The organism is Vibrio sp. A8-1, assembly GCF_013048685.1.
Lineage (GTDB): Bacteria > Pseudomonadota > Gammaproteobacteria > Enterobacterales > Vibrionaceae > Vibrio > Vibrio metschnikovii.
Genome location: NZ_VHTC01000007.1, coordinates 113,101 through 137,673 on the forward strand (window position 1 = coordinate 113,101; position 24,573 = coordinate 137,673).

Here is a 24,573-nt window from a genome sequence, read left to right on the forward strand (position 1 = left end):
CCCAAGCCGGAACCCGTCAATCTGATAAAAACTCGCCTAAGTGCTAAAAAATCCATCACCTCGTTTCAACACGCTGTAATCGAAATGGGGACAATAAAGGCTTTTTCAAGAGAATCGAGGTCTTTTTTTATCCAAATCGATAAAAAGAGATCTTGCTCTTACTTTTATACTTTAAAAAATTCGACACTCGACGGTCCCACCGTAATGACGAGTCTATAGTCAACAAGGCATCGTCGAGATGAGAATAGGATGAAGGTCCTACTTAAAAAAGACCGATAGTAACCTCGAGGTGCAAGAGATCATAAGCTAAGAAGAGCAGCTTATCGACAGCGTCTTTCCCCAATCGGGCGGCAATTGAGCATAATGCTCGTTCTCGACTTGTTCAGAAAAAGGGTGACGTAATACGTTGGTTAACCGCTCCAATTCACGATAGTCCCCCTGCTCAGCGCGTTCAATTGCGATCTGTGCCAAGTAATTTCGTAAAATGTATTTCGGATTATGGTTGCGCATCGTGGCACAACGTTGAGAGATCGAGACTAAATGGCCTTGAGCGTCTTTCTCTTGCTGACAACGCTGCAGATAATGCTCTAGCCACCGCTGACCAGCGTCTCTATCAGCAACGAGATCGATAACGCTTTGTTCATCAGCATGATCTAAACACGATAACTGACGCATAAAACGCGTGTAGTCGACTCGATGTTTCGCGAGTAACGTAAATAGCTGTTCGAATAACTCACTGTCCCCAGGCTGCTGAGTCAATAAGCCTAGTTTCTGACGCATTAGCTCGCTAAAATATTGATTAAGTAGCGGTTCATAACGGCTCAATGCTTGTTCTAAATCTCCGCGGTCAATAAGTGGTGATACAGCGTGTGCTAAAGCAGACAGATTCCATAAACCTATTCTTGGTTGCTGATTAAAGGCATAACGGCCTTGATAATCCGAGTGGTTACAAATAAAACTTGGGTCATAATCATCTAAAAACCCAAAAGGACCATAATCAAACGTTTGTCCAAGAATAGACATATTATCCGTATTCATCACCCCATGAGCGAAACCGACCGCTTGCCATTGAGCAATCATCTTTGCGGTTCGCTCAACAACCTGTGCAAACCAATCAGCATAAGGGTTATCCGCTTGCAGACATTGCGGATAATGCCACTCGATAACCTTATCGACCAATAAACGTAGCTCATTGATTTGATTAGTATAAAAGAAATGCTCAAAGTGACCAAAACGCACGTGGCTTTGGCTTATTCTGACTAATAAAGCGCCTTTTTCTGCTTGCTCACGATAGACTAGCGTATCACTAACCATCATCCCCAGCGCTCGAGTGGTGGCAATGCCTAATCCCGCCATCGCCTCGCTACATAAATACTCACGGATTGTCGAACGTAAGACCGCACGCCCATCCCCCATCCGTGAATAAGGGGTAAGCCCAGCACCTTTTAAATGCAGATCAAAGACTTCCCCTGAGAGACTGGTTATTTCGGCTAATAGCACACCTCGCCCATCGCCTAAATCTGGATTATAAACCCCGAATTGATGACCCGCGTATTTCATTGCCAATGGTTTAAAACTCTCCGGCATCTGTAGCCCAGAGAAACAAACAAGCAGTTCTTGATCGGGTTGATCGGGTAAACCGAACTGAGTAGCGAATTCCGCATTCCATGCTATCCATTTTGGATTATCGAGCGGTTGAGGCATTACTTCTCGATAAAAAACCTTGGGTAACGCATGGTAACGATTGGTCAGTGTCGTGGTTTGCCAGATAGACATCAATGCTGCTCTTTTGGTGGTATTTTGCGAAAAATAGCAAATACTTGAGTAAAATACTAGGTTTTATATTATCCTCTGCACACTCGGTTTTCGATGGATAACACTCATCAAAACAACCTTGCGCTGAACGCAGCGTCGCTTTCAGTATGACAAGAAAAAGAGCGCTATCCCCGAATAACGAGGAGTCGCAGCGAAGTGGCAAGTGAGTGAAGCCCGATGAACATAGACACGATGTGATAGAGATAAACAAACGCCGCTCACACCGCTGCAGCTTCAAGTTGGAAGGGTATATACTCACTAAACGTAGCCGAGTGCATTACACCAATAAGGGAAACATTATGTTGTCAATATTTGATATTTTTAAAGTTGGTGTTGGGCCATCCAGCTCTCATACCAACGGACCGATGATCGCTGGCTTTCAATTTTTATCCTTGATTGAGGATATATCGCTAGTGACCAGAGTCCAGATTGATTTGTATGGCTCATTAGCATTGACCGGAAAAGGTCACCATACCGATCGCGCGGTATTACTCGGACTACTCGGTAATCAGCCAGATACTATTGATATCACACAAGCGAAGATGGATTTACACACCATTCAACAAACCGCTACGTTAAATTTAGCAGGTAAAAAAAACATCCCTTTTTCTCATCAAGATGATCTCCTTTTTCATCCACAGAGCTTACCTTTACATGAAAATGGCCTAACGTTTAGCGCGTTTGATCAGCAACATCGCCTTGTCGCTTTTGAAACTTACTACTCAATTGGTGGTGGGTTTATTGCTACCGCTGCGCAACTTGAACATGGTCACGCCGCTTCACCCATTAACGTTGAATTTCCTTTTACCTGTGCCGATGACTTGCTCAACAAAGCGCAACGTAATGGGCTTAGTCTCGCCGGTCTCGTTCTTCGCAATGAACTTGCTTTGCGTGATGGGCAAGAGATCGATCGAAAATCAGAACAGATTTGGCAAGTGATGTCCTCTTGCATGGAACGAGGGTTTGAAACCGAAGGCATTTTAGAAGGCGGACTTAATGTGACTCGCCGAGCACCTGCGCTCTTGAAAAAACTCGAAGCCAATGCGTCCACAGAACAAGACCCATTAGAAGTCATGGATTGGATTAACTTATTTGCTTTTGCTGTCAGTGAAGAAAATGCGGCTGGAGGTCAGGTCGTCACTTCCCCAACCAATGGCGCAGCCGGAGTCATTCCCGCAGTACTGATGTACTATCATCGCTTTATTCGCCCTTTGGATCTTAAACAAATTAAAGATTTTCTCGCCGTCGCGGGGGCAATTGGTATGCTATATAAAATGAATGCCTCCATTTCAGGAGCCGAAGTCGGTTGCCAGGGAGAAATAGGCGTATCCTCTTCGATGGCGGCGGCAGGATTAACGTCATTACGTGGCGGCAGTAATGAGCAAATTTGTATGGCAGCAGAAATTGCCATGGAACATTCACTAGGAATGACATGTGACCCAATTGGTGGCTTAGTGCAAGTTCCTTGTATTGAACGTAATGCGATGGGCGCCGTTAAAGCGATTAATGCCTCTCGCATGGCACTGAAACGCACAAGTAAGTGCTTAATCTCTTTAGATAAAGTGATTGAAACCATGTTCCAAACAGGGAAAGACATGAATAAAAAATATCGTGAAACGGCGTTGGGCGGTTTAGCGTTAATTCACTTAGCCCCCCCTTGCGAATAATGCTTACCCTGACACGATAGATAGATAGATAGATAGATAGATGCAGATGCGAACCAAGGATGGCTCTTATCTATATGAATGACGCTTCTACCCATACCAACATTATTCTTTAATCAGTAAAGACGGTTTATTTGACGAGGTATCAAGCATGTTATCGATCTGTTTACGCTGTTTAATCCATCGATAACTGAGCGACAATAGACACAGCTCGTAGATCCAAAATGCATAACCCAATATATTCACCAACAATGAAAAACTGACACTTTGATGCCATTGGGCTGACTGATACACCACGAACCCAACCCCTAGTGGTAACACACCAACGAGCAAAAACAGCGATATCTGATAAGGCTGAGACAAACGCCATGCGGTAATGAGCCCGCGTGGTTCATCGTCGATCGATACCGCAGGGATCACTAATAGGCAGCGAGAAAATAACCAAATAACCGGTACAGCCAATAGCAAAAACAGCAACGCTAAACCAAAGAAAGAGAGTTCAAATAGAATCATGACTGAGAAAGTTAATAGAAAAATAAGTACCAATAATCCCGAAAATAGCAATAACCAATAACCGATGACTCTCAATTCTCTTAGCCCAGAGACGGGTTGTGGATTCTTTATCTCGAATGAATGATCGAGTAAAATAGCTCTGTGCATTCTGACGGTAACCCAAGCCGTCACACCAATCATTACTACCCCCGTTAGGAACACCAAAGGCATTTGCTCAGAGAAAAACGGATTGGAAAGAAGCCATCCCCCTAACTGAGTGATCACTAAGTGTGGCCAAGAGAGCCATAAAAATTTCCGCCATTGACGTTTAATCAGCTGAGCCGCGCTGACTAAAGTATATAAAAGCGGTAATGGACAGGACTTCATGAGTGTTACCTCAATGTATGGTAAACCGATAAATGTCATCTATCGGTTGACGAAAAATAAGCTAGTACTATGGACCATGGTGACTATTTTTTCAGCGGCAATCGCGTAACAAGCATCCAGGTTGTGCGACAAGTTAATGACATTTCTGTTATAAAATTAACCCTATCGACACCACCTAATGCGGTAACGAATAGATAGCTCACTATCTTTAACCTTGAATCGCGCCAATAAATTAGCCAGTATGGTTAAAAAAGGAGTTCATAAAGTATGAGTAATATCGCGCCACGCTTAACTCTGCGTGTGATTGAAAAGAACGATTATCCTGAGTTAGCCGCACTGATGGATCTCGTTTTCCACGATGTTGGGGGAGCTTGGCCACGAATGACGATCATGGATCTCATTCATCAATTTCCCGATGGTCAGATTTGTATCGAAGACGATGGTAAAATCATCGGTGCCGCTCTCACCATCAAAGTCGATTACAACCGATTCTCTCTACCGCATGTCTACACTGACATTATCAGTGAACATAATGTCATTCAGCATAAAACCAGCGGTGATGCTCTCTATGGCTTGGATGTATTTGTCCATCCTGATTATCGTGGTTTACGTTTAGGGCGACGGTTGTACGCGGCGAGAAAGGAGTTATGCCGCAGTAATAACCTTAAGGCGATTTTAGCGGGTGGACGTATACCAGGCTATGCTCAACACGCCGATCAAATGCCCGTTGCTGACTATATTGAAAAAGTAAAACGCCGTGAGTTACACGACCCGATCCTCTCTTTTCAATTAGCGAACGATTTTGATGTTAAGCGTATCATGCGCCATTATCTCCCAGAAGATGACCACTCAAAAGGCTACGCAACATTATTAGAATGGGATAATTTTTTCTATGAGGCAGATATTCAGTCGGTACACGACGTTGAAAAAACGCTGGTTCGTATTGGTATCATCCAGTGGCAAATGCGCGCCGTTGATGGCGTAGAGGATTTGCTCGATCAAGCTGAGTTTTTCATTGATTCATTAGCCAAATATCAAGCCGACTTTGCCCTGTTCCCGGAGTTTTTTAATGCGCCACTGATGGGATTAAAACGTGAACAAAACAGCGTCGAAGCGATTCGTTTTCTTGCTTCTTTTAGTGAACAAATCAAACATCATTTCTCAAAGCTGGCCGTCACTTACAACATCAATATTATTGCTGGCAGCATGCCAGTGTTAGAAAATGGTCAATTGTATAACGTAGCGTATTTGCTGCATCGTGATGGTTCTATCGACGAACAATACAAAATACACATTACTCCCCATGAAAAACGTGACTGGGTAATTGATGGAGGCAATCAAGTCCGCGTATTTGAAACCGATGCCGGACGAGTGGGGATTTTAATTTGTTATGATAGTGAATTTCCAGAACTAGGAAGGATGTTAGCAGAGCAAGATGTGCAAATTATTTTTGTGCCATTTTGGACAGATACCAAAAATGGCTATCAACGTGTGCGGCTTTGCTCGCAAGCCAGAGCGATTGAAAATGAGTGTTATGTAGCTATCGGGGGAAGCGTCGGTAACCTGCCACGGGTTGATAATGTCGATATTCAATATGCGCAATCGGCTGTATTTTCACCGTCCGATGTTTTTTTCCCACACGATGCAACGATCACTGAAGCAAGTCCTAACACCGAAATGATCATTTTTGCCGATGTTGATCTCGATAAACTGAAGCAGCTCAATACTGAAGGCTCAGTGACTAATTTACGCCATCGTCGTATGGATCTGTACGGTGGATTTACTCACCCCAAAAACTAACCTTCTCTTAACAAAATGACACGCACTCAAGACAACCTACTGTTAAAAATGAAATTATTCACCGTAGGTTGTCTTTAACTTTGCTACTCACCCCTCAAAACGTTAAATTAATGTTACCAAACTCACCATCATTCATTCCGTTCACGTTAGAATACCCTGTCACACGCACATAGGAACTAACTTTTATGGAACATTTACTCGCTGATTTTCCGGTTATTACTGAAATCCCTGTGGCTTGGGGAGAAATGGATGCGCTACAGCATGTGAACAATGTGGTTTACTTTCGTTATTTTGAAACCGCGCGTATCGACTATTTCAAACAAGTTGCCCTGATGGAAGAAACGCAAAGTACAGGTATCGGCCCAGTGCTAAGTGAAACCCAATGCCGTTACAAAATTCCGGTCACCTTTCCTGATACCTTACTGATTGGTTCACGTGTAGTTGATATTCAAAGCGATCGTTTTACTATGGAATATCAAGCGGTCAGTAAAAAGATCGGCAAAGTGACCACGACAGGCTCGGCGACCGTAGTCATGTTTAACTTCAAAAACGGACAAAAAGCTCACCTATCCGACAAACTGATCCACGCCATTAATACGATTGAAGCAACATCGTGATTCCAACCACCTTCTCCCTGACATCGCTTTAAGATGATTTTGAGAGCTATTAGACAAAACGGCCTTTCTCCGAGAAAGGCCGTCTCTTTTCGGCAACAACCATGATCATTGTCATCATTAACCCCCTTTAATTCGGTATAGTTTCCTCATCTTACAGACTGAAACACTAGGTAATTACTTTTTATAACACTTTATACTCATTATCTAACTCTGAAGTGGTGATATTCTCTGCTCAAAATGGTTCATCATCAACATCTTCGATGCCCAGACAACATGAGATAGCGAGTCGGTGGTCAGTGAATCCGTGGCCTTAAGATTGGTAACATTATGATTAAGTGTCATTGATACATTCAATACCTCGGCAACGGCAAGTGAGAAGGGATCATCAATTACTAAATTAAGAGAGGTACTATGTTACTTATTGCACAATTAGTTATCGGGCTTACCCTGATATTAATGATCAGTGGTCGAACGCCACTGTATATGACCGCGATTATCGGCTCGACATTGGCCGCTTTACTGGCTGGTTTCCCCGTCACCGGCGGTGCGGATATTACTGTTTTGAAAATGGTCAACGGCAGTTTACACCCCGTGATTGCTGATATGGCGGGTGTATTACTTTTTATTGGTGTCATGGAAAAAACCGGCTTCCTCAACGTGATTATTCAACGCATCATTTTGTTGGGTAGCCGCTTTGGAGGAGGCCCTGGCATTGCCAGTGCAGGAACCGTCGCTGCTGGCGTGATTGGTGGTCTGACTGGTTTTACCCAACCCGCTATTACTGCGGTCATTACTGGTCCTGCCGCGATTAAACTCGGTGTTAATCCAGATAAAGTCGCAGGATTACAAGCGCATGCCGGTCACTTAGGTAACTTTGGTGGATTCACTCACCCAACCCTACTTGCTGTCATCGCCACTGCTGGTATTGGCTTTGGTATGATCAACGTCATTGGTGCGGTGACCGCTTTATCAATTATTGCGATCAGCTTTTGGCGTCTACGCGTTGAGCAAAAACGTAGTAGTATTACTTATACCCAAGAGCAAATCAATGCCATTTTGCAAGACATTAAAGATAAATATGAAGACAAAAGCTTTTTAATCGCTATTTTACCTTTCATTGCTTTGGTGATTGGTTTTACTATCGGTTATCCAGTGTTTTTAGTTGGTGTGTTCTCTGCTTTGTTAGTCGCCATTTTAGCCAAAACACCACTAGGACAAGCTGAGTCAATGATGCTTGAAGGCGTACAACGAGTTGCTATCCCGCTCATTGCGACTATCGGCTTCTTATTTATGTCAACTGTCATTCGTAATGTTGGTGTCGTAGACATAGTCGCCAACTGGTTTGATCCTGCGCTTAACTACGCACCGATCGTGGTAATGTTGTTAGTGTCAGCGATTGCTGGTTTGATCACTCAATCAAACGCAGCATCAGCAGCGATTGTATTACCATTTCTGACGATTGTACTGAAATACGATGTTTCTCCACTTGCCGCCGCCGCGGCCGCTGCTGGTGGTTGTGCGGTTATGCAGTACTTCTTAACAGGGGGTCCCGTTGCTGCTCTTTCAACCACCGTGCCCGTTGTACCTGGTTCAGAGCTAAAAGCGGCGAACCGCTTCCAACGCCCTTCTATTTTGGGGGGATTATTGGTGCTATTGGCGATTGTTGTCATTATTTAAAACGAAGCCTAACAGAATCCCTTTAAACGGATATCTGAGATAAAATAACAAAAAAACGCTAAGTAACTTTGTAACTTAGCGTTTTTATGCGATACGATTTCGTCTTCACCGCTATAGGCTATTCAATATATAGTCTATATCCGGTTTAGGTAAGCGCTCAAAACCAGGTTTAGCAAAGACATAACCTTGAATTAATGGAACGCCCAGTGCGATTAAACAGCCCAACTCCGCCAGCGTTTCAACCCCTTCGGCCAACGGTGTAATATTCAGATCTTTAAACATCGTTAAACAGTTACGCACTATACTTTGTCGGGTCAGATCCACATCAATACCACGAATTAACTGCATGTCTAATTTAACGATATTGGTTTGAAAATCAGCCAAGAGATTCAATCCAGAATAGCCAGAACCGAAATCATCAATCGCGGTTAAAAAGCCCAACGATTTATAATACTCCACTACTCGTTTAACGTGTGTCGTATCTTCAAATTTTTCAACTTCAGTAAATTCAAATAAAATCTGGGAGATAGGAAAATCATAGCGTTGAGCAGCTTCTATCGTTGTCCGCAAACAGCGTTCTGGTTGATAAATCGCATTCGGTAAAAAATTGATACTCAACATCGAATCTAACCCTAATTGGCTAGCGAGCTGAATCGCCTTCACTCGGCAAGTTTGATCAAACAAATAACGGTTATGCTCATTAATTTGAGAAATTATTGAGTAAGCAGACTGCTCCTGCTCGCCTCTCACCAATGCTTCATAGCCAAAAATCGTCCGATTTTTAACATCAATGATCGGCTGAAAAGCCATCGTAAATGAAAATTCCAGTCCATCATGAGATTGGCAGTGAGCACAACTCACACGAGAAAGAGGATCAGAGCAAGAAGTCATAACAACGAGCCTTATCAAACAAACTTATACACCAGAAAATAGTAGCATAATAATCAAGCAAAACCTGCGATTCTTTAAAAGTAAACCGAACCGATTCTGATCCTATTTTTAAATAAGCGAGTGGATTTACCCTATTACGCCATAGCCGATTATGAAATTTGTATTACGCTTATTAATAGAAACGATTTGATTCACTGCATCCCCTTGCTTAGGATATCGTTATGCGTAATAACCAACCAACGACCAATAAAGAAAAAACCTTTGACCCAAAAACCAAATTAATTACGGTGACCGACACCCAAGGTATTATTTTGGAATGTAACGATGCCTTCGTCGACATCAGTGGTTTCAGCAAGAACGAGCTAATTGGTCAACCGCATAATATCGTACGCCATCCCGACATGCCCGCTGAAGCATTTGAGGTAATGTGGCAATATCTAAAAGCAGGAAAGCCTTGGATGGGATTGGTGAAAAACCGCTGTAAAAATGGCGATTTTTACTGGGTAGATGCCTACGTTACTCCTATTACTAAAAATGGAAAAGTCGTCGGTTATGAATCCGTCCGCTCCAGTCCAGAGAGACAAGCAGTTGCCAGAGCAGAAAAATTTTATCAACGCATTAAGTCTGGAAAATCGACAAAACCACTCACTTTTATCGCAAACCCTGAATATCTATGGTTAAGCATCGCTTTCTTGTTCGCTATCGTACTATGGCATTTGGGTTATCCCCAACTCTCTGAGCGATTTCTTCTGCTCAGTGTTGTTATTTTCTCAGGCTGGGTATCATACGCACGCAAGAAAATGTTTGCATCACTCAGCGCACTACTGAAAAACTCATTTAGTCACCCGTTAGCGGTCAGCACTTATACAGACGATAGTGGCGATCTAGGAACGATTAAAGTCTCCCTCCACAGTCAAGCCGCTCATCTAAGTACCATTTTGGCGCGAATTGAAAACGCGGCCAGTGACGTTTCATCGGGCATGAAGCGTGGGCAAAGCTTAACTCAAAGCGCCCGTAAAGAAATCATACGCCAGCAAGCCGAAACCGAGACTGTCGCTGCGGCGATGAACCAAATGAGCACTTCAATCAATGATGTTTCCGAGCATGTTAATAATACGGCGGGGCAAGCATCAACAGCCAATACGTTGACTCAAAACGGCGTCACAACGGCCCACATTACTCGAGATTCAATTGAAAAGCTCAAACAAACGGTGCAGCAGATTGGTCACTCTGTTGAAAGTGTTTCTGAGCAGACCACAAAAATTGCTCAAGTCGCCCAAATCATTGAAAATATTGCTGAACAAACAAATCTATTAGCACTTAATGCGGCTATCGAAGCGGCAAGAGCTGGAGAGCAAGGACGAGGTTTTGCTGTCGTCGCTGATGAGGTACGCGTATTAGCGACTCGAACTCAGCAATCAACGCAAGATATCCACAATATTATTTCTGAGCTGACCGGTCGAGCTCAGCAAGCAGTAAACGTATCCAAAGTAGGCGTGCAAAATGCTGAAGAAGGACTAGGATACGTCTTAAAAAGTAGTGAAGTATTGGAAGGTATTTCACAGACCGTTGAGCAGATTGCTGATATGTCAGCACAAATTGCTACTGCGGTTGAGCAGCAAGCTCATGTAGCAGAGGACGTTAATCAACAAATCGTCAATATTTCAAACTTAGCGGCATCCACCCAACGGAGTGCAAATCAGTTGAATGACTGTATTAATGATGTCGATAAAGTCTCGGACGATTTGCATGAACTTGTCGTGCGCTTCAAACAATAAGCGCCGATCAAAAAGCCCCAGTACAAGTACTGGGGCTTAAATATGGCACGCCCTACAGGATTCGAACCTGTGACCACCTGCTTAGAAGGCAGGTGCTCTATCCAGCTGAGCTAAGGGCGCGTTACGGGAAAGGATTATACGAGTTCAAGCGCGTAAATCAACGCTTTTGACCGTTATTTTCTATCAAGTGCCTAAATATAAAGCAAAAGTACTACTTTAAAACGGATTAACGAGTACATAACTCACGATGTTATCGTCAGCCAACCACATAACGTCTTACTAAAATAGCATGACTCATCACTATTTAGCGGATCACCTTTACCGAATTTGAAACAGAAAAATCCGCACAAACATTAAAAATCAAATAGCAAACGTTTGCTTATGGATATTTTGCTTGTCATCTGCCACAATGCGCGCAAAATTTTGTGCTTTGCAGTGTAAGTAAGGAATGTTATGACGGCTCAATATATTGATGGAAAATTAATCTCGCAAACGGTGCGATCTGAAGTCGCAGCACGAGTAAAAGCCCGCACCGATTTGGGACTACGGGCTCCTGGACTTGCGGTTGTTCTTGTCGGCGAAGATCCGGCTTCGCAAGTCTATGTCGGCAGTAAACGCCGCGCCTGTGAAGAAGTCGGATTTATCTCGAAATCTTATGATCTGCCGGCAACAACGGGCGAAGCGGAGCTCTTAGCGTTAATCGATACGTTGAATCAAGACGACACTATTGACGGTATTCTTGTTCAACTTCCTCTACCTGCTGGCATTGATACGACCCAAGTACTAGAACGTATTGTACCAGATAAAGATGTCGATGGATTTCATCCTTACAATCTCGGTCGCTTAGCTCAGCGTATCCCTAAACTGCGCTCTTGCACCCCTAAAGGGATCATTACCTTATTAGAACGTTACAATATCGAATTGCGGAGTAAACATGCCGTTGTCGTTGGTGCATCGAATATTGTAGGGCGTCCAATGAGTCTGGAATTACTGCTAGCGGGATGCACAACGACAACCTGCCATCGTTTCACTAAAGATCTTGAACACCATGTTCGTCAAGCCGACATTTTAGTCGTCGCGGTCGGTAAGCCTAATTTTATTCCCGGATCTTGGGTGAAAGAAGGAGCCGTAGTGATTGATGTCGGTATCAACCGTCTTGCTTCTGGACAATTGATTGGTGATATCGATTTTGAAGTTGCACGCACACGAGCCAGTTTTATCACTCCGGTTCCTGGTGGGGTTGGCCCGATGACGGTAGCAAGTTTAATTGAAAACACCATGATGGCGTGCGAACAGTTCCATACTCAAGATAAAACGCAACTTTAATCACTCGCATTAATTATCTCTGATTAACAATGAGAAGTAACATATGAGACAAAAAAGGGGCGAGCAATAATCTCTCTCGCCCCTTTTATATTTATAGTGATAAGATCACACCAGCCAATGCAGCGCTCATTAAATTAGCCAAAACGCCAGCTCCAATCGCTCTAAAACCATATTGAGAGATAAAACTGCGCCGCTCTGGTACTAAACTCCCCAAGCCACCGATCAAGACCGCCATCGTCGAAATATTAGCAAAACCACATAAAGCAAACGTTATGATCGCTTGCGAATGTTCACTCAATTGTGATTGTACGTTGATGAATTGAATAAAAGCGACAAACTCATTGATGACGATTTTATTACCAATCAACGATCCGGCGGTAATCGCCTCATGCCATGGAATGCCCAATAACCATGCTATTGGTGCAAATAAATACCCTAGTATCAGCTCAAAACTTAATGTGATGCCGATCCCGTCCCCTACCCAGCCTAATAGACCATTGAGTAAGGCAATCACGCTAACAAAAGCCAGCAGTGTCGCACCGACCGCAACCGCAATCCGTAGTCCAGACATCGCCCCATCAGCCATCGCTTCGACGACATTGGTTGCCTTTGGAATATCAATATCGATTTCGGCCTTTTGTTGGTAGGTTTCCGTTTCTGGAAACAACATTTTTGCCATTAATAAACCGGCAGGCGCAGACATAAACGCGGCGGCAATCAAATAGTTCAAATTGACGCCCAATGACGCATAACCGACCAAGGTGCCTCCGGCAACCGATGCCAAACCACAAGTCATCACCGCAAAAAACTGTGAATCACTCATCTGCTTTAAATAAGGCTTAACCACAAGGGGAGCTTCAATCATACCCACAAAAATATTGGCGGTTGCTGACAGCGATTCTGCTCGGCCAGTACCCAGTAATTTTTGTAGCGCTCCGCCAATCAAATTAATCACTTTCGGCATCAAGCCAATATGGTATAACCCCGAAATTAACGCAGAAAAAAAGATAATGATACCAAGGACATGAATGGCAAATACAAAGCCTACTTTCTCACTGGCTAACCCACCAAAGATAAAGCTGATCCCTTCTTGGCCATAATCGATCAAATGAGCAACGGCGCCTGTCACCCCATTGAGTATATCTTTACCTGCTGGCACGTAGAGCACCAACAGGGCGAAACCTACTTGCAACAAAAAAGCCAAACCGACCGTTCTAAGTCGAATATTTTTTCTATCTGCAGAAAATAGCCAAGCAACGCTTAAAATGGCTATCACACCAAGTAATGAGATCATAAATCCAATCCGAAAAGTTACTAATAATGCAAGGCGAGGCATTCTATAGCGCAAAAGTAGATACGCAAGTAGCAAATGTTAACGGAGTAGATCAAAAATAATCCACGCGATCACTGACTATTTAAGCCATTGAATTTCAACAAAACAAACGTTTGCTTTTTGATACTATTTCTATATGGAAATAATGTTTCTAGTCATGGAAAGAATCACTTAAGAAAAAAGAACAAACTCATGCATAGACGACCAATGTTGCCAGACGAGGAAAACAGGGGGAGATTGAAACATTAAGTAGGCGGCAGACTTAGCATCCTGTCGATGCGAAGCGCACATAAGGCTCTAAGCGGCTGTCCCAGTAACAAGGACTCGCTAATTTGTCTTTGATAAAGTCGATCACCGCCGACGTTTTCTTAGGCATATGCTGGCGGCTAGGATAAACCGCATAAAACGGCATATTTTGGTTGGCGTGCCAATCTGGCAATAATTGAATCAATTGTCCGTGACGAAATTCATCTTTAAGCAGATACGTCGCTAGATACGCTACCCCCCATCCAGCCACTGCAGCATCACGTACCGCTTCCGCTAAATCAACCGAGTAGTTACCCGAAACTTGTATGGTCAACTTGTGATCCGATTTTGCAAAAGACCAACGGGTATAGTCACGATCCCAACTGCGATAAATCAAACAATTGTGCTCTGATAACGCTTCCGGAGTATGCGGCGTACCATGGCGTAGTAAATAGTCCGGTGAGGCAACCACAACAAAACGGCTATCCGCTAGACGCTGAGCAATGTATCCCTGAGGTATATGCTCATTGCTGGTTATCCATAAATCGAGCCCCTCTTGTAACATGTCAACACGATGATCAAACAGGTGGACCTCGACTTGTAGCTCAGGATAACGTTGACGCAACGATTCTAGCGCAGGTAAAACATGTAAAGTTCCAAAAGATTGCGATAAACCCAAACGCAGCAGCCCAGCGACTTCATCACGCTGACTTTCAACTTCAGCTTGCGCCTCATCGACCAAACGAAGTAACTCGGCACAATGCCGATAAAAACCTTGCCCCGCTTCGGTAATGGTGACACTCCGCGTTGTACGTTGTACCAACTTAATTCCCAAAGACGCTTCAAGTAAAGCCAACTGTTTACTGACATGAGAGACCGATACCCCCAATTGCCTGGCGGCAGCGGTAAAGCCTTTTTGCTGCACCAAAGTAGCAAAAATCACCATTTGCCCAGCTCGTTCCGCTAACACTGATTTTCCTTCCAGTAAAATGCGCCTTGTTATAAGACAGGTTTGAAGCGGTTAATGCACCGCGCTTTGTAACTGAGCATAACACTGGGTAGTTTCGCTGAGTATCTCTAGCATCTTAGCCGTTTCTGTTTCTTCATTCATAGCAATCCCCTGCTTAGCATTGCTATCGATTTGTGTCGCAAAAGCACACAGCTTATCGGCACCAAAACTGGCGGCACTGCTTTTAAGAGCATGACTAATTTCAATTAAGTAAGTCATATTGCCGCCATCAGCCCCTTGAGTGAGCTGCTGATGATAAAGGCGAAGTTCACCTAAAAAAATATCCATTAAGATAGGAATATTCTCTTTGCCTATCTCTTGAGCCAATGCATCAATTTTTTCGGTATTCATCCACTGCATAACGTCTCTAACGCTCCTTTTCCTGCTCTTTTTCATTCCAGGTTTGCAGTTTGCGATAAATCGTTGAGGGACTGACATCTAAATAACTCGCCGCTCTTGGAATATTGCCATCACACACTTCAATGGCTTTTTCTATCGCTTGCTTTTCCGTTAGCCATAACGGAAAAATATCATGCACAGAAAGCACCTTCTCATCCTGAGACAAAAAGGTAGGCTCTGCCATTCTTGGCGCATTGAGTGGCGGAGGCAGCATCGATAAGGTAATTTCTTGTCCATCATTCAATACCACGACATTACGCAGTACGTTTTGTAACTGGCGCACATTACCTGGCCATTCATAATGCTTAAAACGCTCTGTCACTTCTGAAGAGAGACGAACAAATCCTTTGCCTTCCTCTTTCGCCATATGACCTAATAATGAATAAGCAATTTCAATCACATCATCGCCCCGTTCTCGTAGTGGCGGTAAATGTAATGGAATCACGTATAAACGGTAATATAAGTCTTCGCGAAAACGGCCTTGTTGAACTTCTTTCCAGGGATCACGGTTCGTCGCACAAACAAAGCGCACATCGACACTGTGTAGCTTAGAAGAGCCGACTTTTTGAAAAGTACCAGTCTGGATAAAACGCAATAATTTGGTTTGCAGGTCAAGATCCATCTCGCACAGCTCATCCAAAAAGAGCGTTCCACCATTAGCTAACTCCGCAGCACCTTGTCTATCTGAGGCGGCTCCGGTAAAGGCACCTTTGACGTGACCAAACAGTTCACTTTCAATCAAGTCTTTTGGAATCGCAGCACAGTTGATGGCGATAAACGGTTTGTCGCCTCGTTTACTGGCGGCATGAATCGCTTCGGCGCACACTTCTTTACCAGTACCACTCTCACCGGTAATAAAAATGCTGGCTTTACTGCTCGCTGCGGAATCAATCGTGCGATATACCGCCTGCATCGTTTGGCTACTGCCAATAAAACCTTGATAGTTTTGATTATTTGGATCGTAATTTTCGCTTTTAAGCTTATTCGCTTTGCGCATCGCATTATTGACGGTAATACGTAGCCGATCCGCCTCACACGGCTTGATCAGAAAGTCTTGTGCACCTTGACGCATCGCCTCGACCGCAGTATCGATCGAGCCGTGTGCGGTCATAAAGATGATCGGCACATCGGGAGATTGTTTTTTTACCGCGGCAAGCACATCCATTCCTGTCATATCAGGCAAACGCAAGTCTAACAGGATTAAATCGGGCGTTCGTCGGTTAAGGCTCTCTATCGCATCGCGCCCGGTGCTGACGATATTAATGTCAATCTCTAGCGGAGTCAGATAGGATCGGTACAATGCTGCTACAGAAGCCGTATCCTCAACCATCAACAGATACTTGGTTTTAACGTTATTTTCGCTCAATTGCCTACCCAGCCATTTTATTTTTGCATTTTGCTTAATTGTTGCATCAAGAGTCGCATTTTGCAAACTCCTTATTACCATTATCCCGTATGCAACTCTTATATGCTCTAGCTATTAGCGATAAACTGCTGACGTAATTGCGTAATTTGATCGCGCTTTTGAGCCGCTAATTCAAATTCGAGATCTTGTGCGTGTTTGTACATTTCAGCTTCGAGCTTCATGATCTGCTTTTCTAACTGCTGGGGAGTGAGTAAGTCATAACTCGCACCGGGTTCGGCAACCTTAGCAAGTGGCACAACTTTGCTCGCTTTCTGCTGTTTCGGCTTCGTCGCATCGCCTAATTCCATAATATCTTTAATGCTGCGTCTTAGCGCTTGAGGTTCTATTCCCCGCTGTTGGTTATACGCTTGCTGCTTCTCACGGCGACGCTCGGTTTCATCAATCGCTTTACGCATTGACTTGGTAATGTTGTCCCCGTACAAAATCGCCTTACCACGCAAATGACGCGCAGCGCGACCTATAGTCTGGATCAATGAGCGCTCTGAACGTAAAAAACCTTCTTTATCAGCATCTAAAATCGCGACTAAGGATACTTCAGGCATATCCAGCCCTTCGCGTAATAAGTTGATCCCAACTAAGACATCAAACACTCCTAGTCGTAAATCACGAATAATCTCCACCCGTTCAACGGTATCAATATCCGAGTGTAAATAGCGCACTTTTACCCCGTGCTCGTGTAAATACTCGGTCAAGTCTTCCGCCATACGCTTAGTCAGTGTCGTTACGAGCACTCGTTCCTCTTTGGCGGCCCGAATGCGTATTTCTGATAATAGGTCATCAACTTGAGTGGCTACGGGACGTACTTCAATCTCAGGGTCGAGTAACCCCGTTGGCCGGACGACCTGCTCAACCACATCACCTGCGGATTTCTCTAATTCGTAGGCACTCGGCGTTGCAGATACAAAAATCGTTTGCGGTGCTAAGGCTTCAAACTCTTCAAATTTTAAAGGTCGGTTATCCAACGCTGAAGGCAAACGAAAGCCAAATTCAACCAAGGTTTCTTTGCGTGAGCGGTCGCCTTTATACATGGCGCCAATTTGCGGCACCGTCACGTGTGATTCATCAATTACCAATAAACCATCGTGAGGCAAGTAATCAAATAAGGTCGGTGGCGGTTCACCGGCGCTACGACCACTTAAATATCGAGAATAGTTTTCAATGCCTGAACAAAAACCCAGTTCATTCATCATTTCGATATCAAATTGTGTCCGTTGTGAGATGCGCTGCTCTTCCAATAACTTATTATTATCTAACAGGGTTTGACGCCGAAGTTGTAACTCTTGTTTGATCTGTTCAATCGCATCAAGAATCCGCTCGCGAGGTGTTACATAGTGGGTTTTGGGGTAAACGGTAAAACGCGCCAAATCACGCTGGCGAATAACACCCGTTAATGGGTCAAACAGACTGATACACTCAATTTCATCGTCGAACATTTCAACCCGAACCGCTTCTTGCTCCGATTCGGCTGGGAAAATATCAATCACCTCACCACGAACCCGAAACTGACCGCGCTCAAAAGCAATATCATTACGGCTGTATTGCAACTCTGCTAAGCGCCGTAACATGTCACGTTGGTTAAGCACATCGCCGCGTCTTAGATGCAACATCATTTTTAGGTAAGAATCGGGGTCGCCCAAGCCATAAATTGCCGATACCGAAGCGACGATGATCGCATCTTTACGCTCTAATAGCGCTTTGGTCGCCGATAGGCGCATCTGTTCAATATGAGAGTTAACCGAAGCATCTTTTTCGATAAAGGTATCGGTAGTTGGAACATACGCTTCCGGCTGATAGTAATCATAGTATGAGACAAAATACTCCACCGCATTGTGAGGAAAAAAACTTTTCATCTCACCATAAAGCTGGGCCGCTAATGTTTTATTCGGTGCTAATAAAATGGTTGGGCGTTGGGCTTGAGCTATCACATTCGCTAACGTGAAGGTTTTTCCCGATCCCGTTACTCCCAATAAGGTTTGGTGCGCCAATCCCGCATCAATGCCTGCCAATAATCGTTCAATTGCCTCCGGCTGATCGCCAGAGGGTTGGTATTCAGAGACCAGCTCAAACGTTTTGCTCATTACCCATTATCCTGCTGCATTCATTGCTTTGAATGACTATTGTCCGGTCAGCGCTGCAAACTCGCAAGTAGTTTAGGTGTTAACACTAAAAACGCGTAACGATTATCCCTTTGGTACAAAAAACATCCCATTACTTATCCACAAAAAGACTCTCGACCTCGCATCACTGCAATAATCATGAATCTGACAACTACACCTGAACAATCTGTGGGTAAAACTAAAAAATCCTATAAAGTCAAAATACTAGCCATAAAAAGCAATCGATTACACTGGCGGGGGTATGATAACAATTGGAACTACGGCTAATTTTACAAATCCCCTTATACACTTATCCACAAAATTGGTGGATAAGTAAATGCAACGCATGCCTGATAAGGAGTACAGAAAAGTAAAGTCTCTATCATCAAAAATATCTATGATTTTTTAAGGGGTAGATATTGACAGAAAAAGAGCGGATAAGTAGTATTCTCGCCGCAAAACTATTCCCCCTTAGTTCAGTTGGTAGAACGGCGGACTGTTAATCCGTATGTCGCAGGTTCGAGTCCCGCAGGGGGAGCCAAATTCCAGAAAAAAAGACGTCCTAGGACGTCTTTTTTGCTTTCAGTCGACTGATATTTCTCACAACTGAGAAGGCAACAACATCACTCGATTAACCTAGCGGTTAAGCCACATTTTCTTCAAGCGGAGCTTCATTACCCTCTTCACTTTTCGCCACGACACCAGCAGCAATCGCATTACCCAATACGTTAGTCGCTGAACGTCCCATATCTAGGAAGTGATCGATGCCGAGTAGTAACAATATGCCAGCATCAGGGATGTGAAATTGATGGAGCGTGGCGGCGATCACCACCAATGACGCGCGAGGCACTCCTGCCATACCTTTAGAAGTGACCATTAAAATAAGTAACATGGTCACCTGTTGTGCCATGGTTAACTCAATCCCATAAGCTTGGGCGATAAACATAACGGCAAAGGTGCAGTACATCATCGAACCATCAAGATTAAATGAATAGCCCATCGGTAATACAAAACTAGAAATTCGCTTAGGAGTACCAAAAGCACTTAAACTTTCTAGCGTTTTTGGATAAGCAGATTCTGAACTTGCCGTTGAAAATGCCAATAGTATTGGCTCGCGTATCATGCGAAACAGGGTAAACACGCGTCGTCCGAGCACCAACGCGCCCATTAGTAACAAAGCTCCCCATAAGACACTAAGCGAGAAATAAAATTGCCCCATGAAAGCACCATAGGTACTCAAAATCCCCATTCCTTCTTTAGCCACCATGGCACTGATTGCAGCAAAAACGGCAAATGGAGCAAAGTTCATCACATAAGCGGTTACCTTCAGCATGATCTCTGACACGCTTTTTAGCATATCAATCACTGGATAGGCCGGAGCACCAATGGCAGCGGCAGCTAAGCCAAAGAATAGAGAAAACACCACAATTTGCAGAATTTGATTACTGGCCATGGCTTCAATCACACTTCTTGGTACGGCATGAATGACAAAGTCACGGAAGCTCAGTGCTTGTGCATCAACCCCACTGGCCAAAGAGCTCGAAGGGATATCTAAATGTAGGCCAACACCTGGAGATAGAATGGTCACCATCACCAAGCCAAGAATTAATGACATCATTGACGCCATCATAAACCACAGTAAAGTTTTAATGCCTATACGGCCAACTGTCGTTGTATCGCCCATTTTAGCAATACCAACCGTTAACGTGGTAAACACTAAAGGGGCAATGATCATGTTAATCAGCCGTAAAAACACATCCGTGATTAGGGTGATGTTATTAGCAAACTCTTCTGGCTGAACAGGGGCATACCAGCGAATAGCTTGTCCGGTAGCAATCCCCAGCAACATAGCAATAATAATAGCTCTCGTTAACCTATTCATCTCAATGATCACTCCATGTATACAGCTTCAATTAGCTGTGTGTCGTAGCAGATGTTATTCCTGCGGAAAGCGAGGTGAGCAGCAGATTAGCAGAGAGGTATTGGCCTAAAGTCAATTTTTGTTCTGTCAACGTGAGCGAAATGTTAAGGAAATGTCATTTTTACTTGCAAATTCTTACATAATAAAAACAAAAAATAGATCGACACCTATTGCATTTCCTCAACAAATAGAAAGCCACTTGCTAAGTGAAAGATTATTTCGCGAGTTTTTCACGAATTAATGGTGCTAACTTATCTAGCGGTAGATAACCGGGGATGATTTGCTGGCCGATTAACAGCGCCGGCGTACCGTTTAGCCCTAATTCACTAAATAACTGATAGTTTTTCGCCAGTTGTTGTTGCGTTTTTTCCTGTGTATTCAGCGCTTGGCTAGTGTCGGTTTTTTGAGCCACTTGCAGTAACGACTGTGGATTATGCGCGCCCGGCTTTTTGACCAACAATTCATCCGCTTGAGTAAATTTTTGTTGATCCATCTGCCATAGGTTTAATGCATAACTGGCCGAATTAACTGGGCTATCGAGTTCTTTCAGCGGCACCAGCACACTCACCACTTTAACCGTCGGGTAACGTTTGACCAGCTCATGCAATACCGGATCGAGTTTTTTACACCAAGGGCAGCTGTAATCGGTGAAAAAAACCAGCGTTAATTCAGGATTCTGAGCACCAAAACTGGGGTGATCAGGGTTGTTGTATAAATAGGCTTGATTATCCTTTAATACCTGCTCAAAACGATTGGCTTGTTGCTCGTACATACGTAACGTGCTGTGCAGATTGTCAATCACTTGCGGATTACGTTGTAAAATTTGTTCAATATCCGCCAACTGTTTGGTTTGCTCTACCGTCAATGCAGCAGCACTACTCAGTGAAAAGGTGGCTAATAAGCCGGTCAACACCATTTTGTAGATTTTCATGTTTTATCCTTTATTTAATAATGACTATACCCAAACAACTTGGAGTTGCAGGTAGGCGGCAAGTGAGTAAGTCCCCATGAGCATAGATAGGCTATGCGATTGGGGTGAACGAACGTGGCCAACACCCCTGCAGCTTCAAGTAGGAAGGGGATAACTTGCTAGCCACAAACGAGCCAATAATCCCCATGGAGTGGTCAAACCGCTGGTAATAAATTCAATTTTCCCTTGATGCACAATCATGATTGTTGGCGTGTAACGTATATGCCAATCCTGTCCTATTTGACTGCGAGGATCGTTAAGCTGAGGAAATTCAATGTCATGATAAGCCAAATAACGTCGTATCTGCTCATCGCTACCAGAAGAGAGCGCAATACCTAACGTTGGGTAGTATTGACTGAGCCAATTGACTGTTGGGGTGACAAAGCGACATATATTGCACCAACTGGCCCAAAAATAGATCACCATGGGTTTCTCTGCACTCATGGCTTGAATATCGATTGACTGACCTTGGAGATCCACCGCCTGTAAACTGAATTGATTACGCTCTGGCATCTGTTGGCTACGCCATTGATCGATAGCCACAGAAACGACGATCAGTAGCAAGCCAATCATCAACCACTCACGTCCTAGGCGTAATAAACGCTTTTTCTTCATCGAGCCTCTCCTTTTGCCTCACGCAGCGCATCCATCACCGCACGATCGCTTAATAACACGGGCAGAGCAATGCCTTGTGGAGCTTGAGGGCCATACACTACATTAAACGGCACGCCAAATCGGCCATGGCTTTGTAAAAATGCAGTGACAGATTCACTGGGCAGCGTCCAATCGCCGCGTATCAAAACCACCTCTTCTTGCTGTAGAGCTTTATGCACCGGATTTTGTAATAACACGTTCATTTTATTGACCTTACAAGTAATGCACCAGTCAGCTGTAACATCAACAAACACCACTTTACCTTGCTCTACATGCTCAGCAATTTGCTCTCCTACCAGTGGCTGCCAGGGTAAATCGTCACTAAGCTGAGTGAGTCCATGAGTGGTACTGAGTTTGGCCAGCCATAGACCCGCGCCAAAAGACAATACGGTAATTAGAACGAAGAGAACGATACGCTGAGCGCCGTAGTGTTTCCATCCTTGCCAAACACACAGTGCTAGAGTAGATAACAGATAAAGCAGTATTGACCACATCGGCCAATGGGGAGCGAGTAGGGTTAATAACCACAATGAGGTGGCCAATAACATCAACCCAAAGAGGATTTTTATACGGTTCATCCACGCGCCCGGTTTCGGTAGCCGAAGAGCAAGCTGAGGAAACAGTGCCACCAGTAACCAAGGTAGCGCCATACCTATACCCAAGCCGGTAAAAATAAACCATAGGGTGAGCGTGTCTGCGCCCAATGCGAAAGCGACCGCCGTGCCTAAAAAAGGCGCCGAACAAGGCGTTGCTAATAAAGTTGCGAACATACCTTGTAAATAATGACCCAAATAACGCTGATCGGAGCCGCGCGTTGCCATCCATGTCGAAGCACTCACTGGCAAACGTAACTCGAATAAGCCGAGCATATTGGCGCCAAACAAGGTGGTGATCAGCAGCATTAGAACAATAAAGCTGGCACTTTGAAATTGAATACCCCAGCCGATTGCCTGACCACTCCATTTCAGTGCCAATAATCCTATGGCTATCAACCAAAAAGCACTGAGTATTCCTGCGGCCGAAGTGAGAAACTGCAAGCGGACACTACGACGCTGCGGTTTATCCAAGGTCAACACTGACGTTAACTTCATGCCTAATACCGGTAACACACACGGCATGACATTTAAAATCAACCCACCCAGTAAGGCACTAGCAAACATCAGTACCAGTCCCCAACCTGAGGTGGTGGATTGAATCAAACCAGATTCAATCGCCACGGTTTGTTCAACTAAGAGCGACTGATCAGCAAAAGTAACTTGCACAGATTCACCACTTAAATCCACTTTACCGAGCCAACTAGAAACGGCAAATGTCGCCGTCAAGTTTTGCCCATCAACCTGAATACGAGGTTGAGTAAAGCTACTTTCTACGACTTTATCACTTTGACCATCAAGTAAGAGATCCGGCTGCTGCCAACCTTGTGGGTTATAAGCGGTGATTTGTAAACGCTGCTGAGCCTCATCCCAGACAGCACCTAATGTCAATAATTGCTGCGTTTTTTGCGGTACTCGGATCATCGCCTGTGCATATTGCGCCACTTCATCGCTACTAGGTATCAACTGATCAGGAACAAAGCTCAGCTCAACAGGATAGTCAGTGATCACACAAACGGTCGAACAGGATGAGAGCCGTAAGCGCGCCTTAAACCGGACTGGCTGTTGCCAGTCTTGTATTTTAAGCGTGATCGGAAAGAGCGTATCACCTTGATAACCGATCGTTTCAATACCAAGCAGCGAAAAGCGGCTAGGAAACGGCCAATGCCACTGAAAGTCACTCACATTTTCAGATGCAGACCAGTCAATTTCTGGGGCAACACCGCCTTCTCCGGGAGAACGCCAATAGGTTTTCCATCCTCTATCTAATTTTACTTCCAGATAACCAGCAGCCTCTCCGCTTTGCGGATCGCTTTGGCCAGTTAACACCAAACGTACCGCAACAGGTGGATGATAAGCATCGGTCAACCAATCGGTAGCAACGACTCCAGCCTGCGCCAAGAACGAGCTAAATAAGCTTAATAACAAACAGACACGCACTAAACGTGTTAAGAAGATTCTAAATACCGGGAACATGGT

At 44.2% G+C, this 24,573-nt stretch carries 18 protein-coding genes and 2 tRNA genes; 7 read left to right on the forward strand and 13 right to left on the reverse strand.

The genetic code is table 11. From position 1 onward, the window contains the following. Positions 1 to 306 precede the first annotated feature (306 nt). Positions 307 to 1,776 (reverse strand): protein adenylyltransferase SelO, encoded by a 1,470-nt coding sequence (locus tag FKN93_RS05805; RefSeq protein WP_170904666.1) that lies wholly within the window; start codon positions 1,774 to 1,776, stop codon positions 307 to 309. Between the two features lie 338 nt (positions 1,777 to 2,114). Here FKN93_RS05805 and FKN93_RS05810 point away from each other — a divergent pair, with 338 nt between their 5' ends. Then, a complete protein-coding gene (locus FKN93_RS05810) occupies positions 2,115 to 3,482 on the forward strand; it encodes an L-serine ammonia-lyase (protein ID WP_158138145.1) in 1,368 nt (455 codons plus the stop codon). Between the two features lie 102 nt (positions 3,483 to 3,584). On the opposite strand, the gene FKN93_RS05815 is transcribed toward FKN93_RS05810, so the two are convergent. Further along, positions 3,585 to 4,358 carry a sugar transporter gene (locus FKN93_RS05815; protein WP_170904667.1) on the reverse strand — a complete coding sequence of 258 codons (774 nt, stop codon included), beginning with the start codon at positions 4,356 to 4,358 and terminating at the stop codon, positions 3,585 to 3,587. A gap of 267 nt (positions 4,359 to 4,625) precedes the next feature. Here FKN93_RS05815 and FKN93_RS05820 point away from each other — a divergent pair, with 267 nt between their 5' ends. From FKN93_RS05820 to FKN93_RS05830, 3 genes are all read left to right on the forward strand, one after another. Next, complete coding sequence (locus FKN93_RS05820; RefSeq protein WP_004395651.1) at positions 4,626 to 6,158, forward strand: bifunctional GNAT family N-acetyltransferase/carbon-nitrogen hydrolase family protein; 1,533 nt, start codon at positions 4,626 to 4,628, stop codon at positions 6,156 to 6,158. Positions 6,159 to 6,343: 185 nt separating this feature from the next. Then, a complete protein-coding gene (locus tag FKN93_RS05825; RefSeq protein ID WP_170904668.1) occupies positions 6,344 to 6,775 on the forward strand; it encodes a thioesterase family protein in 432 nt (143 codons plus the stop codon). Positions 6,776 to 7,186: 411 nt separating this feature from the next. Continuing rightward, positions 7,187 to 8,452, forward strand: coding sequence for an SLC13 family permease (locus FKN93_RS05830; protein WP_170904669.1), 1,266 nt, complete (start codon positions 7,187 to 7,189; stop codon positions 8,450 to 8,452). Positions 8,453 to 8,563: 111 nt separating this feature from the next. Here the strand turns inward: FKN93_RS05830 and FKN93_RS05835 are convergent, their stop codons facing one another. Next, complete coding sequence (locus tag FKN93_RS05835) at positions 8,564 to 9,343, reverse strand: EAL domain-containing protein (RefSeq protein ID WP_170904670.1); 780 nt, start codon at positions 9,341 to 9,343, stop codon at positions 8,564 to 8,566. Between the two features lie 221 nt (positions 9,344 to 9,564). Between FKN93_RS05835 and FKN93_RS05840 the strand changes: the two genes are divergently transcribed. Further along, entirely contained in the window at positions 9,565 to 11,121 is a 1,557-nt protein-coding gene (locus FKN93_RS05840; protein ID WP_158138138.1) for a PAS domain-containing methyl-accepting chemotaxis protein, read from the forward strand. A gap of 43 nt (positions 11,122 to 11,164) precedes the next feature. Here FKN93_RS05840 and FKN93_RS05845 read toward each other — a convergent pair. Next, positions 11,165 to 11,241 (reverse strand) — tRNA-Arg (locus tag FKN93_RS05845). A 333-nt stretch (positions 11,242 to 11,574) separates the two neighbouring features. On the opposite strand from FKN93_RS05845, the gene folD reads away from it, so the two are divergent. Then, the gene (folD, locus tag FKN93_RS05850) at positions 11,575 to 12,447 is read left to right on the forward strand and encodes a bifunctional methylenetetrahydrofolate dehydrogenase/methenyltetrahydrofolate cyclohydrolase FolD (RefSeq protein ID WP_158138136.1); all 873 of its coding nucleotides are present in this window, start codon (positions 11,575 to 11,577) and stop codon (positions 12,445 to 12,447) included. Positions 12,448 to 12,538: 91 nt separating this feature from the next. Here the strand turns inward: folD and FKN93_RS05855 are convergent, their stop codons facing one another. The 5 genes from FKN93_RS05855 to uvrB form a co-directional block, all read right to left on the reverse strand. Beyond that, positions 12,539 to 13,741, reverse strand: coding sequence for a NupC/NupG family nucleoside CNT transporter (locus FKN93_RS05855; RefSeq protein WP_154168655.1), 1,203 nt, complete (start codon positions 13,739 to 13,741; stop codon positions 12,539 to 12,541). Between the two features lie 301 nt (positions 13,742 to 14,042). Beyond that, positions 14,043 to 14,996: a LysR family transcriptional regulator gene (locus tag FKN93_RS05860; RefSeq protein ID WP_170904671.1), complete on the reverse strand. Its 954-nt coding sequence runs from the start codon at positions 14,994 to 14,996 to the stop codon at positions 14,043 to 14,045. A 51-nt stretch (positions 14,997 to 15,047) separates the two neighbouring features. Further along, on the reverse strand, positions 15,048 to 15,395 hold the full coding sequence (gene luxU, locus FKN93_RS05865; protein WP_154168657.1) for a quorum-sensing phosphorelay protein LuxU: 348 nt from the start codon (positions 15,393 to 15,395) through the stop codon (positions 15,048 to 15,050). 7 nt (positions 15,396 to 15,402) lie between these two features. Next, the gene (luxO, locus tag FKN93_RS05870) at positions 15,403 to 16,764 is read right to left on the reverse strand and encodes a quorum-sensing sigma-54 dependent transcriptional regulator LuxO (protein WP_158144961.1); all 1,362 of its coding nucleotides are present in this window, start codon (positions 16,762 to 16,764) and stop codon (positions 15,403 to 15,405) included. A 143-nt stretch (positions 16,765 to 16,907) separates the two neighbouring features. Further along, positions 16,908 to 18,938, reverse strand: a complete 2,031-nt coding sequence (gene uvrB / locus FKN93_RS05875) for an excinuclease ABC subunit UvrB (RefSeq protein ID WP_158144095.1) — start codon at positions 18,936 to 18,938, stop codon at positions 16,908 to 16,910. Between the two features lie 483 nt (positions 18,939 to 19,421). On the opposite strand from uvrB, the gene FKN93_RS05880 reads away from it, so the two are divergent. Then, a tRNA-Asn gene (locus FKN93_RS05880) sits at positions 19,422 to 19,497 on the forward strand. Between the two features lie 102 nt (positions 19,498 to 19,599). On the opposite strand, the gene FKN93_RS05885 is transcribed toward FKN93_RS05880, so the two are convergent. The 4 genes from FKN93_RS05885 to FKN93_RS05900 form a co-directional block, all read right to left on the reverse strand. Continuing rightward, the gene (locus FKN93_RS05885) at positions 19,600 to 20,838 is read right to left on the reverse strand and encodes a dicarboxylate/amino acid:cation symporter (RefSeq protein ID WP_212755125.1); all 1,239 of its coding nucleotides are present in this window, start codon (positions 20,836 to 20,838) and stop codon (positions 19,600 to 19,602) included. Positions 20,839 to 21,091: 253 nt separating this feature from the next. Continuing rightward, positions 21,092 to 21,808 carry a DsbA family protein gene (locus tag FKN93_RS05890; RefSeq protein ID WP_170904672.1) on the reverse strand — a complete coding sequence of 239 codons (717 nt, stop codon included), beginning with the start codon at positions 21,806 to 21,808 and terminating at the stop codon, positions 21,092 to 21,094. A 135-nt stretch (positions 21,809 to 21,943) separates the two neighbouring features. Continuing rightward, a complete protein-coding gene (locus tag FKN93_RS05895) occupies positions 21,944 to 22,462 on the reverse strand; it encodes a protein disulfide oxidoreductase (protein ID WP_040904513.1) in 519 nt (172 codons plus the stop codon). After that, a complete protein-coding gene (locus FKN93_RS05900; RefSeq protein ID WP_004395666.1) occupies positions 22,459 to 24,570 on the reverse strand; it encodes a protein-disulfide reductase DsbD domain-containing protein in 2,112 nt (703 codons plus the stop codon). The genes FKN93_RS05895 and FKN93_RS05900 overlap by 4 nt, the downstream gene beginning before the upstream one ends. Between the last annotated feature and the right edge of the window lie 3 nt (positions 24,571 to 24,573).

What these genes read in the sequence shown, in the direction of transcription:
- FKN93_RS05895 (WP_040904513.1), bottom strand. Translation starts at nt 22,462, where the DNA reads ATGAAGAAAAAGCGTTTATTACGCCTAGGACGTGAGTGGTTGATGATT.
- FKN93_RS05815 (WP_170904667.1), bottom strand. Translation starts at nt 4,358, where the DNA reads ATGAAGTCCTGTCCATTACCGCTTTTATATACTTTAGTCAGCGCGGCT.
- FKN93_RS05840 (WP_158138138.1), top strand. Translation starts at nt 9,565, where the DNA reads ATGCGTAATAACCAACCAACGACCAATAAAGAAAAAACCTTTGACCCA.
- FKN93_RS05885 (WP_212755125.1), bottom strand. Translation starts at nt 20,838, where the DNA reads ATGAATAGGTTAACGAGAGCTATTATTATTGCTATGTTGCTGGGGATT.
- FKN93_RS05825 (WP_170904668.1), top strand. Translation starts at nt 6,344, where the DNA reads ATGGAACATTTACTCGCTGATTTTCCGGTTATTACTGAAATCCCTGTG.
- folD (WP_158138136.1), top strand. Translation starts at nt 11,575, where the DNA reads ATGACGGCTCAATATATTGATGGAAAATTAATCTCGCAAACGGTGCGA.
- FKN93_RS05830 (WP_170904669.1), top strand. Translation starts at nt 7,187, where the DNA reads ATGTTACTTATTGCACAATTAGTTATCGGGCTTACCCTGATATTAATG.
- uvrB (WP_158144095.1), bottom strand. Translation starts at nt 18,938, where the DNA reads ATGAGCAAAACGTTTGAGCTGGTCTCTGAATACCAACCCTCTGGCGAT.
- FKN93_RS05805 (WP_170904666.1), bottom strand. Translation starts at nt 1,776, where the DNA reads ATGTCTATCTGGCAAACCACGACACTGACCAATCGTTACCATGCGTTA.
- FKN93_RS05890 (WP_170904672.1), bottom strand. Translation starts at nt 21,808, where the DNA reads ATGAAAATCTACAAAATGGTGTTGACCGGCTTATTAGCCACCTTTTCA.
- FKN93_RS05810 (WP_158138145.1), top strand. Translation starts at nt 2,115, where the DNA reads ATGTTGTCAATATTTGATATTTTTAAAGTTGGTGTTGGGCCATCCAGC.
- FKN93_RS05900 (WP_004395666.1), bottom strand. Translation starts at nt 24,570, where the DNA reads ATGTTCCCGGTATTTAGAATCTTCTTAACACGTTTAGTGCGTGTCTGT.
- luxO (WP_158144961.1), bottom strand. Translation starts at nt 16,764, where the DNA reads ATGGTTGAGGATACGGCTTCTGTAGCAGCATTGTACCGATCCTATCTG.
- FKN93_RS05820 (WP_004395651.1), top strand. Translation starts at nt 4,626, where the DNA reads ATGAGTAATATCGCGCCACGCTTAACTCTGCGTGTGATTGAAAAGAAC.
- FKN93_RS05855 (WP_154168655.1), bottom strand. Translation starts at nt 13,741, where the DNA reads ATGATCTCATTACTTGGTGTGATAGCCATTTTAAGCGTTGCTTGGCTA.
- FKN93_RS05835 (WP_170904670.1), bottom strand. Translation starts at nt 9,343, where the DNA reads ATGACTTCTTGCTCTGATCCTCTTTCTCGTGTGAGTTGTGCTCACTGC.
- luxU (WP_154168657.1), bottom strand. Translation starts at nt 15,395, where the DNA reads ATGCAGTGGATGAATACCGAAAAAATTGATGCATTGGCTCAAGAGATA.